This window comes from Streptomyces sp. NPDC048269 (assembly GCF_040652395.1).
In the GTDB taxonomy this organism is placed as follows: Bacteria; Actinomycetota; Actinomycetes; order Streptomycetales; family Streptomycetaceae; genus Streptomyces.
On record NZ_JBEZLW010000021.1, the window covers coordinates 26950 to 41077 of the forward strand.

A 14128-nucleotide genomic window follows, 5' to 3' on the forward strand; every position below is an offset into this window, starting at 1 on the left:
AACGGCACCCGCCGACACCCCGGCCCCGCGCATCCGAGCCTGTGGACAACCTCACCGGCCCGGGCCACCAGGGAGGACCGGGCCGTCACCGCGCACGGCGCCGGCGTCCTCGGCTTCACCTGCGTGATCACCGCGGTCGGCCCGGCGCACGTGACCCTGCCGCGTCACGGCCCGGCAGCAGCGCCGCCTCGCCGCAGCGATCAAGAACGCCCGCGAGGTGGCCTGCCCCCGGACCTGGTCCACCGGACGCCTCGACCGCCGGCTGAGAGCTGCCTCGACCCGGCCTCGTACACCTGGGGCCCGCCGATCCGCCCGGTGCCGCTGTCCGCCCGACCGTGCCCGCCCAGCGAGGACGGCGTGGCTCCCGCGCACGGGGAGCGCTAGACGGGAGACCGGAATCGGTTGCGGTATTCCGTCGGTGTCGTATCGAGCTTCCGGCGGAACGCCCGGATGAGGGTGTCGGTCGTGTTGAAGCCGCAGGCGGACGCGATGCGTTCCAGGGTGGCGTCCGTGGATTCGAGTTGATTGCGGGCGACTTCGACGCGGGCCGATTCGATGTACGAGGCCGGGGTCATACCGAGTTCGGTCTTGAAGATCCGGGTGAGCTGGCGCTCACTCACATGGGCGTGCCCCGCGAGATCGGCGACCGTGAGCTGCTCGGCGATGTTCCGGGTGACGTAGTGGCGGAGGTCCTCGATGCGCCGCGTCGTCGAGACGGGCTCGAGCGGGACGCTGAACTGGCTCTGCCCGCTCGGCCGTTTCAGGTACATCACGAGCTGCCGGGCCACGCGCAGCGCGACGACCTCGCCGAAGTCGTCGGCGACGAGGGCGAGGGACAGGTCGAGGCAGGCGCTGATTCCCGCGCCGGTCCACACGTCCTGGTCCCGGATGAAGATCGGATCGGCGTCGACCTCGATCGAGGGGTGTTCGGCGGCGAGCTGCCGCGCGGTCGACCAGTGGGTCGTGGCGCGCTTGCCGTCCAGCAGTCCGGCGGCTGCGAGGATGTGCGCCCCCACACAGACGGACGCGACGCGCCGTGACGTGCCGGCGAGCGTCCTCACCCAGTCGACGACGGTGGGATCGGTGACGGCGTGTACGCGGCGCCCGCCGTCGACTTCGACCGCGCCGGGCACCAGGAGGGTGTCGATACTCCTCCCCGCCACCTCCTGGAAGGTGACGTCGGGGAGGACGCGCACCCCGGCGGAGGTGGTGACGGGGTCCATGGTCCCGGCCGCCAGGACCACGTCGTAGCCCGCGGTGTCGTCCACCTCGCGTTGCAGCAGGGCGAACACCTCCGGGGGGCCGGTGACGTCCAGCAGGTCGACGCCGTCGAAGAGGACGACGACGACGAATCGTTTGACGGTACTCAAGTGATCTCCACGCGATGTCCGTATCTGCAAGTTGGATGACATTGCCGACACATCTGGTGGGTCGTAGCGTTCCATACGCAGCCACCGCGTGATGGCCCACCCCTTTCGACACGACGCCCGTGGAGGGTATTTCCATGGCTACGACGACCCTGCGTGAGCTCAACGGCTTCGATCAGACTCCGGCCTCGCTGGCCGATGCGACGCTGATCCTGGTCGACTACCAGAACACCTACACCCGTGGCGTGATGGAGTTGACGGGATGGCAGCCAGCCCTCGACTCCGCCGCCGCGTTGCTGGCCCGGGCCCGGGAGGCCGGCGCGAAGGTCATCCATGTCGTGAACGACGGCGGCGCGGGTACCCCGTACGACATCCGGAGCGAGATCGGCCGGATCCACCCCCGTGTGGCCCCCGTCGAGGGCGAGCCCGTCGTCGTCAAGGCGGTTCCCAACGCGTTCGTCGACACCGATCTGGGCGAGCACGTCGACGCCGCCGGCAACGAGAACGTCATCGTCGTCGGGTTCATGACCAACATGTGCGTGACGTTCACGGTGGAAGGCGCGTTCCTGCGGGGCAACCGGCCCACGGTGGTCGCCGACGCCTGCGCGACCCGGCCTCTGCAGACGGCGGTCGCCGACCTGTCCGCCGAACAGATCCACCACGGTGCGCTCGCGACGATCGCCGATCTGTACGGGGTCGTCGTGCCGTCCGGCTCGTCCGTGGGCTGAGGCCCGTCACGCCGGTGCCGGTGCCGGTGCCGACCCCGGCGCCGACGCGAAGGAAGAGGGCGCCGTGATGGGCGAAAAGGCGCCTGGTGGGGCGGGTCGCGCGCTATGTAATGTCACATCGCATGATGCTCTTACGTCGTGCCGCGACGGCCGCGGTCCTCCTCGCCACCTTCCTTCCGACGGCAATCGCCGCCCCCGCGCAGGCGGCTGACGGTTCCTCCTGTTCCACGCCCGCGCCCACGTCCGCCGCCACCGCCGCCGCGCTCGATCCCGAGCAGGCACGGCTCGCCGATCCCCGGACCTCGGCGCTCGTCGAGCGGGGCGGGCTGGCGAGCTTCGTACAGCGTTTTCCCGCCGCGCTGTGCAGCGCCCGGCGGCCGGCCGAGGCCGCCCGGCTGCTCGACGGGTGGGGCGAGGCGCTGTGGCAGGCCTCCGTACGACGGGCCCAGGGCCTGCGGCCCGGCGGCGATCTCGCGAGCGGCGACGACCGGCCGCTGTACTGGGCGCGGCTGGCCATGACCGCCGCGCTCGCCCGCTGGGAACCGGGCTTCGCGGTCGACCGGCCCACGCTGCGCGCCCGTTTCGAGGACGCCTCCCGCGGCCTCACGGACAACGCCTTCACCAGCCCGCCCGGTGTACGGCGCGTCTTCATCAGCGGCTTCGACCCCTTCGGGCTCGACACCGAGATCCGCCGCGGCAACCCTTCCGGCTCGGCCGCCCTCCGGCTCAACGGCAGGCGCGTGACCCTCGCCGACGGCAGCGCGGCAGAGATACGCGCGGTCGTCCTCCCCGTGCGGTACGCCGACTTCGACGCCGGCATCGTGGAACGGGCGTTCACCCCCCGACTGACGGCCGGCGCTCCCGGATCGGCGGACCTCATCACCACCGTCAGCCAGGGCTACCCCGGCATCTTCACCCTGGAGGCGTGGGCGGGCCGGTCCCGGTCGGCGGATCCCTATCCCGACAACACCGGCGCCCTCTCGGGGGGCACCCGTACCCACCCGGTGACCGCGCCCGGCCTGGGCGCGGGACCGGAGTTCATCCGCACCACGCTCCCCACGGACGCGGTGACGGACGCCGTCCGGACGCCGTACCCGGTGCTGCTGAACACCGCCGTCACCGAGATACCGGCCGGCGGGACGGAGCCCGTCGACCGGGAGGACGGCCCGACGCCCGGGTCGCGCGCCGTGGAGGGCGGCGGAGGCGGCTACCTGTCCAACGAGGTGGCCTACCGCTCCAACCGGCTACGCGGCGAACTCGCCCCGCGGCTGTCCGGCGGCCATCTGCACACCCCCGTACTCACCGGACTGCCGACGGATCCGCAGCTGCTGACCGGCCCCGAGTTCGAGCGCAACGAGAGCGCCATCGCCGCGGAGGTCCGTGCGGTCCTCGAACGGGTCGCCGTGCGGCCCTGAGACCGGGAGGCGTCCGACCGGGTGGCGTCCGGCGCGGTGCGGGAGGCGGCGGTCGCGTTCACGACGACGGTGCGGCGACGCCCGTGATCCCCCGAAGGGGGTGAGCACGGCTCGGCCGGTGGGCGCAGCCCGAGGTGCGGACGCCGCCGCGGTGCGTATCCAATGGACGGCGAGTGCCTGATCCACCGCAGCCGTCCCCGGGAGTGTCCGTGACTACACCGCCCGACCAGCCCGGACCCTCCGACGCCACAGCCCCCGGACCGGCGCCCACCCGTGGGAGTTCGAGGACCGGCCGGATCGTGAAGAGCACCGTCTCGGCCGTGCTGATCACGCTCACGTGTGTCCTCGTGGCGGTTTCGCTGCTCACCGTCTGGGTTCACGACATCGTCCTGGACACCGACCGCTACGTGTCGACGGTCTCCCCTCTCGCATCGGACCCGGCCGTCGAAGCCGCCGCCGTCCACCGCATCACCACGGCCGTCGACGTCCGGGTCGACGGCCCGCAGGTCGCGGCGGACGTGGCGGCATGGCTGGAGTCCCGGGGGCTGCCGCCCCGCGCCAGCGACGCGGTCAAGAAGCTGGGGCCGCAACTGGACTCGGCCGTCGACCAGGCCGTCACCAAGGTCGCGACCCGCTTCGTCGAGAGCGACAAGTTCGAGACCCTCTGGACCGGGGCCAACCGGGTCGCCCACACCGCGGTGGTGCACGCACTCACCGGGAAGGGCCGCGGCGCGATCGGGGTCAGCGGGGGCACCGTCACCCTCGATGTCGGTGCCGCCGTGGAACGGGTCAAGGAGGAGCTCGTGGACGCGGGCCTCTCCCCGGCTGAGAAGATCCCCGACGTCGACAAGCAGATGGTGCTCTTCCAGTCCGACAAGCTGGAGAAGATCAGGGACGGGGTGCGGCTGCTAGACATCGCCGGCAACTGGCTGCCCATCCTCACCGTCGTCCTCGGGGCGATCGGGGTGCTCCTCGCCCGCCGCCGGCGCCGGGCCCTGGTGACCACCGCCCTGGGGGCGGCGGCAGCCTGCCTGATCCTCGCCATCGGCCTGGTGGTCGCCCGCCGCTACTACCTCGACCACCTGCCCGCACAGGTCCAGTCGCCGGCCGCGGCGGCGGCGATCTTCGACACGCTGGTCCGCTTCCTGCGCGTCAGCATCCGCACCGCGCTCGTGCTCGGCGTCGTCGTGGCGCTCGGCGCCTACCTGTCCGGTGCCGGGCGCATGCCGCGAGCCCTGCGCGGCAGGGCCGAGCGTACGGCCGACACCGCCGCACGCTGGGGCAGCGTCCACGGGGTGCGCACCGGAAGGGTCGGCGCGTGGGTGAACACCTACCGGCGGTGGCTCACGGTCGGGGTGCTGCTGATCCTCGCGCTGGTGTTCGCACTGTGGAACCACCCGACGGTGCTGACGGTCCTGCTGATGGTGCTCATCCTGCTCGCCGTACTCGCCGTACTCGCGCTGCTCGCGGCCGGCGGCCGCACCGGCGAGCCGGGCGGGCCGCGTGAACCGACCGAACCGACCGGACCTGCCGGACCTGCCGGACCTGCCGGACCTGCCGGGAGGCGGTAGCCGAGTGGACCACTCGATCCCCCCGCGACGGCGGGGCCTGCGCGCCGGGCTCACCCAGCTGCTGGCCGTGCTGATCGGGGTGGGCCTGGGGATCGCGCTGCCCAACATCGACCGCGGACCGATGATGGCGACCCAGCCGGTGGTGGACGTGCTGATGGCGATCGGCCTCGGGTTGCTGGGCGCGACCACCCTCATCTTCTCGCTGCTGTTCGTGGTGGTGCAGTGGGCGGCGACCACCTTCACTCCGCGCCTGACCCTGTTCCGGGACGCGCCGCTGGTCTGGCGGACCTTCGCCTTCGCCCTTGCCGTGGCCGTCTTCTGTCTCACGGCGGCGCTGACCATCGGCACCCGTACGGCGGTCTCGACGGCCGTGCCGACCATCGCCGTACTGCTGCTGCTCACGATGCTGCCCCTGCTGCGGCAGCTGAACCTGAGGGCCATGGCCGCGATCCAGCTGGCACCGGTCCTCAACTCGGTCACCGAACGGGGCCGCGTCGTCCTCGACGCCCTCTACCCCCCGGTGGGCGGGCCCGCGCCGTCGTCGGCGCCTCCGCTGTCCCCGCCCCGTTCGACGGTCACCTGGCCGCATCCTCCGGCCGTGCTGCAACAGGTGGACGTGAAGATGCTGCTCGGCGTCGCGCGGGCCGCGGACGCGGTCATCGTGCTGCGTGAGATCCCGGGTGCCACCCTGCAGCACGGAGCCGCCCTCGCCGATGTGCACGAGGGGGAGCTCGCCGCCTCCGCCGTACTCGACGGAATCGTGGCCGGAGGCGAGCGGACCTTCGACCAGGACCCGATGCTCGCCTTCCGGCTGCTCGCCGACATCGCCCTGAGGGCGCTCTCCCCCGCGGTGAACGACCCCGCCACCGCGGTGCAGGCCCTCGACGGCATCGAGGACCTGCTCAGCCGGTCGGCGGCCGGGGCGCAGGCCGGCCCGCGGAGCATCACCGACGGCGAGGGGACGGTACGTGTCGTGGTCCCGCTCCCCGGCTGGGAGGACTTCCTCCGCACCGGCCTGGACGACGTCGTCGCGGCCGCCATGCGCTCCCCGATGGTGCTGATCCGTATCCGGACGCTTCTGGTCCGGTTGCAGGCCCGGGGTCGCCCCGGTGGCCACGCGCTGCTGGCCCGGCGGCTGAGCTGGGTGGAGGAAGGTCTGGACGGCAGCTTCTCCGTGTTGTGGCAGGAGATGAACGAGGAGCCGCCGCCTTCCGGATGAGTCCAGCGCTGTGTCCGCCAGGCCGAAGGTCGTGCTGATCGTCGAGATCGGTGGCGGCCGGCCGGCTGCCCCGCCACGAGATGAATGCGGGAGAGGGGAACGTCCGGCATTTCCGTACAGCGCCGGATGCGCGCCGGGTGGGACCACCACCATTCGCCCCTGCCCGGGCCGGCCCTCGTCTGGGGGCCGCGCGCGGAAATTATGGGGGCGGAACTCCCATGTGCGTGTCAGGTGCATGGCGTTGACTCGGGCATGCCGGTCGGCCGGCCGGTACGGACCCCGAATCCACTCGACCTCCGAGGAGGTGACCCCGATGAGCGTACTCAAGCTCCAGAACCTGCAGCCCGTGGCGACCACCAACGGCACTGCCGTCCTCAGCATCACGAGCAGCAGCAGCACCTGCTGTGACAGCAAGCCGGTGTGACCCTGACGGCGATCCGTGCGAGGACGCGCTGCGTCCCCGCACGGATCCGCCATTCTCACCAGCCGCTGCCGGCGGCGGCCCCCCGGACGAACACAGAGGCTGAGATGCGCAACGAACGATGGGTCTACCGGTTCCTCTTCGCCTGGAACGACACGCTGTTCTTCGACCCGCTCGACGTCTCCTACGAGCCGAGGGCCGATCACTTCCTCGCCGGACTCGACGAGCAGGTCCGGGCGCGATTCGTCCGCAGCGGCATCTGGTGGAGCCATCGGCACAACCCGGACCTGCCGGCGCAGGGCTGGAAGATCCACGTGTCGGCGAGTCAGCACAACGTGCGCGAGGTCGCCTCCGCGGTGATCGGACATCTCGTGGCGCACGAGATCGACTTCAAGATCGCTCTCGACCTCAACGTCTTCGAAATGCTCAACTCCAAGGCCATGTCCCGGGGCAGTGGCGGCAAGCTCGTCACCGTCTACCCTCGCGACGACGACGAGTTCCGGGCCTGCCTGGCCGACCTGGCCCGCATCCTGGAGGGCGCCGAGGGGGCCTACGTCCTGTCGGACCTGCGGTACCGCGACAACAAGGCGCTCTACTTCCGGTACGGCCAGTTCCTCCCCGCCCACACCGTCGACGTCCTCGGCCGGCGGGTGCCGCACATCGACGGACCGGACGGAGCCGTCCCGGACGACAGGCGCCCCGGGTTCGCCCAGCCGTGGTGGGTCCCCTGGCCGTTCACCGACTGGAAGCCCGCGGACGACGACGAGGAGGAGGACGGCTTGCTCGGGGGCCGTTTCCGGGTGACCGGGGCGCTCCAGTTCTCCAACAGCGGCGGCGTGTACACGGCCGAGGACACGGCGGACGACGACCGGCCGGTGGTGCTCAAGGAAGCCCGCCCGCACACCAACATCAACCCGCGTCAGGACCACGACGCCGTGGGCATCCTCGCCCGGGAGTGGATGTTCCTGAACCGGCTGGCCGACGCCGGCTCGTATCCCGCTCCGATCGCCCTGTTCCAGCACTGGGAGCACCACTACATAGCCGAGGAGTTCATCGACGGCTCCGACATCCGCTCGGTGCTGCTCGAACGCAACCCGCTCGCGCGGCCGGGGTTCGACGTCGAGCAGTCGCGCGAGTTCCTGAAGATCTTCATCGCCGTCTTCCGCGGGCTGGCGCGGGCGATCCGCGCCGCCCACGAGCGCCAGGTGATCCTCGGCGACTTCACCCCCGCGAACCTCCTCATCGACCCCGACACCTACGCGGTGACCATCGTCGACCTGGAGGCGTGCCGGCTGTTCGGGGCCGGCGACGGCGATGCGCCGCTGGAGAAGCCGGTCGAGCTCTTCACCCCGGGTTTCAGCCTGTCCCGGAACCGCTTCGAGGCGTTCGGAACGGAAGGCGATCTGTACGGTCTGGCGAACACCATGGCGTACTTCATCTTCCCGATCGCGGCGATGTCGTACCTGCGCGAGGACGTCCTCGACACGTACCGGATCTTCATCGACGGCCTGGCCTGGCCGGAGCGGATCCACCAGCTGCTCACCGAGCTGGCCCAGGCCCGGATCACCCTCGACGAGGTGCTCGAAGCCCTGGACGACGAGGCGGAGCTGCTCGGGCAGGTCCGGGCCGCGCCGCCGCGCCCGGTCGTCGAGGAGCGGCTCGGGCTCGCGGAGGCCGAAGCCGGGGTGGCCGCGTTCGTCGGCGCCGTCGCCGACGGCGACCGGGAATCGCTCTTCCCGGTGGACCCGTTCGCGCACGTCACCAACCCGCTGAGCCTCGGCTTCGGGGCGAGCGGCGTCCTGTGGTCGCTGAACGCCTCCGGTGTCCCGGTCCGGCCCGAATGGCGTGACTGGCTGAGCGACAAGCTGGCCGGCATCGACGTGGCCGAGTACCCGGACGGCCTGATGAGCGGCCTTGCCGGCATCGCCTGGGCGGCCGACTCGCTCGGGCTGCGGACCCAGGCCAGGGAGTTGCTGGCACAGGCCAACCGGCGCGGGCCCAGGACCGGCGACCACACCTTCTACTACGGCCTCTCCGGGCTGGGGATGACCAATCTGCACTTCTTCCTGCGCGGCCGCGACCCGCGCGATCTCGCCGCCGCGACGGAGTGCGCGCGTGCGCTGTGCGATTCGGCGCACCGCGACGGCGGGCAGGCCTACTGGCTGAACGGATTCGCGACCGAAGAGCCGCTGACGGGCCTCGGCTTCGGGCAGGCCGGGGTGGCGATGTTCCTGTTGCGGATGCACCAGGTCACGGGGGAGGAACACTATCTGCGGCTCGGGCGGGACGCGCTCGCCTGGGAGATGGCCCACGCCAAGCCGCTGGACCCGGATGTCGAGGGCAGCCCGGTCATGTTCGAGCACGAAGGGACCATGGAGCCGTACATCGAGGTGGGGTCCGCGGGCGTGGCACAGGTGCTGCTGCGCTACGGCGACCTCGACTCCGCGCGGACGGTCCTGCGCGGGCTGGACATCAGGCACTCGGTGCTGCCCGGGTACGCCTTCGGCATGAGCGGCGTCGCCGACGCGCTGCTGGACGCGGCCCGGTTCACCGGAGACCGGTCGTACCGCGACACCGCCCTGCGCCAGCTCGACTTCGTCCGGAAGGTGTTCCTCTTCGAGCCCGCCGAGCACTTCGCGGTGCCGCGCCGCGACGGGCAGACCCTGCTGGGCGTCCCGGGTGAGGGCCTGCTGCGCTGCTCGACCGACTACCTGACGGGGTCGGCGGGCGTGCTGCGGGTGCTCCACCGCGTGAACAGCGGCGGTCCGGCCGACTTCCTCCTGGACGAGGCCGCCCGGTGAACCAGCTGTGGCGCACCCTGCGGGGTCACCGGGGCCCGTTCGTCGTGATCATCGCCGCCGAGGCGACCACGGGCGGGCTCGAGGCACTGCTGCACCCGCTCCTGCTCAAGGCCCTGTTCGACCAGGCGATCCTGACCGCGGACTTCCGCCGGTTCCTCGTCCTCGGCGCCTGCTACCTGCTGCTCGGCCTGACCCTCAACCTCGCGGGTTACTGGATCTCCTGGTGGCGCAAGCGGTACGAAAACACGTTCACGCTGGTGCTGGAGACGGAGCTGCTGGGCCGCACGCTCGGCCTGGACGGACGCACGGTGTCGGAGGCGGGCAACGCCTCCTACGTCAGCCGGATCCACAACGACGTCTCCGAGGGCGTCCTGCCGGCCGTCGACGTCTGCATCCGGATCGCCCGGCAGACGGTCGCCTCGGTCGTCTTCCTCGGCGTGCTGTTGTACCTGTCCTGGCAGGCCAGCCTCATCCTGCTGGTCATCGTGCCGCCGCTGGTGCTCGTGAGCAACCGGCTGGCCAAGCGGATCGAGGACAACACCGAGCCCGAACGGGAGGCGGAGGCACGGTACATCAACAGCCTGACCCGGACGCTGGAGTCCTTCCACGCGCTGCGCGGTCTGCCGTCGCTGCTGCCCGGCACCCGTGCGGCGAACCAGGACGCGCTGCGCGGATTCCTCGGCATCACCTTCGTCAACTACCGGCTGTCGCTGAAGCAGCGGACCCTCAGCGACCTGGTCATGAACCTGTCGGACACCGCTTCGATGGTCATCGGAGCCTTCTTCGTCTTCTCGGGCAGGATGTCGTTCGGCAGCTTCCTGGCGTTCGTGAACTCGCTGTGGCGGGCCGTCACCGGGATCTTCGACCTCATCAACATGATTCCGCAGGTCCGCCGGAACTCGGCCGTCCTCAAGCGGATCGAGACGCTGCGCGGCTCGCGCCGGGCGCCGTACCACGACGAGGGATCCCTGGTGCTGGTCCGCGGGGCCCGGGTCGGGTACGGCGACGGCGCCGAGGTGTCGATCGACGACTTCGAGCTGCGCGCCGGCGAACACGTGCTGCTCCGCGGCCCCAACGGCTGCGGAAAGACCACCCTCCTGCACGTCATCTCCGGGACGCTCGCCCCCGACGCCGGCGCGGTGATCCTGCCGCCCCGGGTGGCGAGCCTGACCACTCCGGTGAACCTGCCGCCGCTGCCGGTGCGCAACCTGGTCGCCGACGAACGACTGCGCACCTCGATGGGCCTGGACGCCCTGGCCGACCAGCTGCCCTCGGAGCTGTCGTCGGGCCAGCGCCAACGGGTCGGGGTCGCCGCGCTCCTGTGCGAGGACGCGGACGTGTACCTCGCCGACGAGCCGTTCTCGAACCTCGACGAGAACGGCAGGGACCTGGTGCTCCGGACCTTGCAGGAGCGGACCGCGGGCCGCGCCCTGCTCGTCGTGCACCACGGGGACGAGGAACTCGACGGCCGCTTCGACCGGGTGGCGACCTTGACGGCGACGCCCGCCCTGTCCTGGGCCCTGCCGTCAAACTCGGGGGCCGGGCGGGACGTTGACGACAGGGTCTAGACCGGTCGCATGACCAGGTCACGGGCGGCCGAGGCGAAGGCAGACCGGTTGGGGTGGCCGGTCTTCTGGAGGAGGCTCGCCACGTGCTTCTCGACGGTGCGCGGCGAGATGTGCAACCGGCCGGCGATGTCCTTGTTGCCGATCCGCTCGGCGAGCAGCCGGGCCACCTCGAACTCGCGGACGGTGATGCCGCACCGGCGCAGGTCCGGCGGCACCTGCTCGGTGCCCGTGCGCCGTTGCCGGACCGGTGCGCCCATCCCGCGGAGCAGGGACCGGCAGGCGCCGACGACCGACTGGAGGCCGGCGCCGTGGAAGTACTCCTCCGCCTCGCGCAACCAGTCGACCGGCGCGCCCCACCCGTCCTCGTACGCCGGCCGCGCGACCAGGCGCAGACACAGGTGGCGTGCCATGGGGTAGAGCTCGGCCGCTTCCAGCGCCGCACGCGCGGCGGCCGTCGCCTCGCCGGGGCGGCCCTCGCGGCCCAGCAGTACGGCGTGCGCCAGGCCGGTGAACTGGCGGTTCCAGCGGGCACCGCTGACGTCGGCCTCCACCACGTTCGTGTAGTGCCGCCGGCCCATGCGCCCGGCCAGCACACCCAGCAGCAGGATGACGCCGTGCTTGCCGAACTCGCCGGTCGCCGGGTTCTCCGCGTCGTACGCGAGGGCCTGCGCGAACTCCTGCTCGGCGGCGTCGTGCCTCTCCTCCAGCAGTGAACAGAACGCCCGCGCCAAGCCGTACGCCATGGACCGCAGGCCCGGCGCGGCGTCGATCAGCGGGGCCAGCTGCTGCAGCGCCTCCTCCATCTCGGTGCGCCGGCCCTGGTGGGCGCAGCGCACCGCGTCGGCCAGCCGCAGCAGGGACAGGGCCCGGCCCAGCCTCAGCCGCGTCGTTTCGGCCGCCCCCTCGCGGATCCGGTCCCGGGCCGCCTCGAACGCGCCGCGCTGGATCTGGTCCAGGGCGAGGACGAAGCCGGTCTCGTGCGCCAGGGGCAACAGGCCCATCCGTACGGCCTCCTGCCGGGCCTGTTCGACCCGGGCGGGCCGGCCGTCGCGCCGCGCCGCGATCCTGGCCAGGTACGTCTCGGCGGACACCCTGAGTGCGGGGAGCCGGCGCGCGTGGGCGATCGCGCAGGCATCCGTGAAGTGGGCCGTCGCGGTCGGCTCGTCCCGTTCCCAGGCCAGTTCCCCGAGCACGAGCAGAGCTCTGCAGGCCACTTCCGGCAGCCCGGCGCGGTGGGCGGCGTCCGCCGCCCGGCGGGCGAACCCGGCGGCGGTGGCCAGCCGGTCGGGCGCGAACCGGCTCAGCTCCACGTGGGCCGCGGCGAGGTCCACGAGGGCGGCAGGGGCCGGAGCCGGGCTGGCGCCGAGCAGCCATCGGGCGATGTCCACGTGCCGGTGGGCTTCCGCCGGCCGTCCCATCAGGGTGGCGATGTCGGCGAGCCGTGCGTGGAGCCCCGCCCGGCGCTGGGCGGGTATGCCGTGGTCGCCGCCCAGGGCTTCCACGCCGGCGGCCAGGGCGGGTACCCGGTCGAACCGGGCCGAGCAGGTGACGGCGTCCAGCAGGTGTTCCAGCACCGTGGCGTGCGGTTCGGGCGCGGTGCCGGGGTCGACGAGTCGCTGTGCCCGGGTCAGCAGCGCCACCGCCCGGTCCACGGTGCCCTCGGTCATCGCCCGCCCCGCCGCCTCGCAGTACAGGCGGATGGCCTCCGGGGTGTCGCCCGCGTGCCCGTACAGCCCGGCGGCGTGTGCGCACCACGCTCCGGGCAGACCCGGGTGCAGCTCGGCCAGTGCGCGCGCCGCCCTCGTCGCGTAGCCGGCGCGCTCACCCGGTCCGAGGTCGTCCAGCAGGGCCCGCGCCACCAGCCGGTTCCGGAACGCGTACCAGTGCGCGCTCGACCGGTCCGGCACGATCAGGTAGGACGCGACCCCCGCGCGCAGGATCGCGGACAGGTCCTTGTGGTCACAGCCCAGCGCGTGCTGGAGCACCGGCAGCGGGAAGCGCTGTCCGAACAGGGCTGCCATCCCCAGGAATTCCACACCGGGCTGCCCCAGCTCCTCGGCCCGGCGCCTGACGCTGTCCGTGACGGACGCGGGGACGGCGAGGGGGGTCTGCGTCCGGCTACCGCCGACGGCGCCGCCGAGGAGGTCCTGGACGAGCTCCTTGACCACGAACGGGATCCCCGCGCTGCCGCTCAGCACGCGGTGGACGAGCTCGGGGCCGACCTCGGCCGGGGCGATGCCCAGCTCGGCCGCGACGAGGTCGTGCACGTGGGTGCGGCCGAGGGGGCGCAGGTCGAGGATCACCGCCGCCCCGCGCTGGCGGGCCCGCGCGGCCAGCTCGGCCGCCACGCAGGATTCGCGCCCCGCGGTGAGCAGGAGCACGGCGGGCTGCTGCCCGATGTTGTCCAGCAGGTACTCGACGACGGCGAGGGTCCCGGCGTCGGCGTCGTGCAGATCGTCCAGGACCAGCAGGCAGCCCCGCCTCTGTCCGATGACGGCGATCAGGCGCAGCACCGCCTCGGCGACCATGAGGTGTGACGCGGCGGCGCCTCCCGGGCCCCCGGTGTCGGTCAGCAGGCGGGCGACGACCGGCCCGTAGCGGCCCAGCTCGTGCGGGTCCGGCAGCACGCCGCCGCGGGCCAGCGAGAGCAGCGCTTCGACCAGCGGGCGGTACGGGACGGGCGAGCCCACTGTGCTCGCCCGCCCCTGCGCCGTGACCATGGCCGCCTCCCCCGCGGCGGCGACGGCCTCGGCGGCGAGCCGGGTCTTGCCGACCCCCGGCTCGCCGGTGACGAAGACGGCTCCGCCCCGCCCCGACCTGGCGGCGGCCAGCGAGGTCGCCACCTCCCCCATCTCGGCTTCCCGCCCGAGGAGTTCCCCCCGTCCCGGGTGACGGCCGTCGGGGCCCGTCGTGGTGCGGAACGCGTCGTCCGTCAAGGTCGGCCAGAAATCGGACACCGGCTCATCCCCCTACCCCCGGCGGGCCTTCCTCGACGCCGCCGGGGACGACGATAGGGAGGGGGCGGCCCTTGCCGGTAG

At 72.4% G+C, this 14128-nt stretch carries 9 protein-coding genes; 7 read left to right on the forward strand and 2 right to left on the reverse strand.

The features are described from left to right. Nucleotides 1–380: 380 nt before the first annotated feature. Nucleotides 381–1370 carry a GlxA family transcriptional regulator gene (locus AB0D48_RS22595; RefSeq protein WP_362399676.1) on the reverse strand — a complete coding sequence of 330 codons (990 nt, stop codon included), beginning with the start codon at nucleotides 1368–1370 and terminating at the stop codon, nucleotides 381–383. Nucleotides 1371–1504: 134 nt separating this feature from the next. Between AB0D48_RS22595 and AB0D48_RS22600 the strand changes: the two genes are divergently transcribed. The 7 genes from AB0D48_RS22600 to AB0D48_RS22630 all read left to right on the forward strand — a co-directional run bounded on the left by AB0D48_RS22600 (nucleotide 1505) and on the right by AB0D48_RS22630 (nucleotide 11090). After that, nucleotides 1505–2095: an isochorismatase family protein gene (locus AB0D48_RS22600; RefSeq protein WP_362399679.1), complete on the forward strand. Its 591-nt coding sequence runs from the start codon at nucleotides 1505–1507 to the stop codon at nucleotides 2093–2095. A 122-nt stretch (nucleotides 2096–2217) separates the two neighbouring features. Beyond that, nucleotides 2218–3510 carry a pyroglutamyl peptidase gene (locus AB0D48_RS22605; protein WP_362399682.1) on the forward strand — a complete coding sequence of 431 codons (1293 nt, stop codon included), beginning with the start codon at nucleotides 2218–2220 and terminating at the stop codon, nucleotides 3508–3510. Between the two features lie 299 nt (nucleotides 3511–3809). Continuing rightward, nucleotides 3810–5081 carry a hypothetical protein gene (locus AB0D48_RS22610; protein ID WP_362399685.1) on the forward strand — a complete coding sequence of 424 codons (1272 nt, stop codon included), beginning with the start codon at nucleotides 3810–3812 and terminating at the stop codon, nucleotides 5079–5081. A 4-nt stretch (nucleotides 5082–5085) separates the two neighbouring features. Next, nucleotides 5086–6300 (forward strand): DUF2254 family protein, encoded by a 1215-nt coding sequence (locus tag AB0D48_RS22615; RefSeq protein WP_362399688.1) that lies wholly within the window; start codon nucleotides 5086–5088, stop codon nucleotides 6298–6300. A 313-nt stretch (nucleotides 6301–6613) separates the two neighbouring features. Next, the gene (locus AB0D48_RS22620; RefSeq protein WP_362399691.1) at nucleotides 6614–6724 is read left to right on the forward strand and encodes a class III lanthipeptide; all 111 of its coding nucleotides are present in this window, start codon (nucleotides 6614–6616) and stop codon (nucleotides 6722–6724) included. A 104-nt stretch (nucleotides 6725–6828) separates the two neighbouring features. Continuing rightward, nucleotides 6829–9522: a class III lanthionine synthetase LanKC gene (lanKC, locus tag AB0D48_RS22625; RefSeq protein ID WP_362399694.1), complete on the forward strand. Its 2694-nt coding sequence runs from the start codon at nucleotides 6829–6831 to the stop codon at nucleotides 9520–9522. Beyond that, nucleotides 9519–11090 carry an ABC transporter ATP-binding protein gene (locus AB0D48_RS22630; RefSeq protein WP_362399697.1) on the forward strand — a complete coding sequence of 524 codons (1572 nt, stop codon included), beginning with the start codon at nucleotides 9519–9521 and terminating at the stop codon, nucleotides 11088–11090. The genes lanKC and AB0D48_RS22630 overlap by 4 nt, the downstream gene beginning before the upstream one ends. Here the strand turns inward: AB0D48_RS22630 and AB0D48_RS22635 are convergent. Further along, nucleotides 11087–14047 carry an AAA family ATPase gene (locus tag AB0D48_RS22635; protein WP_362399700.1) on the reverse strand — a complete coding sequence of 987 codons (2961 nt, stop codon included), beginning with the start codon at nucleotides 14045–14047 and terminating at the stop codon, nucleotides 11087–11089. The genes AB0D48_RS22630 and AB0D48_RS22635 overlap by 4 nt on opposite strands. Nucleotides 14048–14128: the final 81 nt, after the last annotated feature.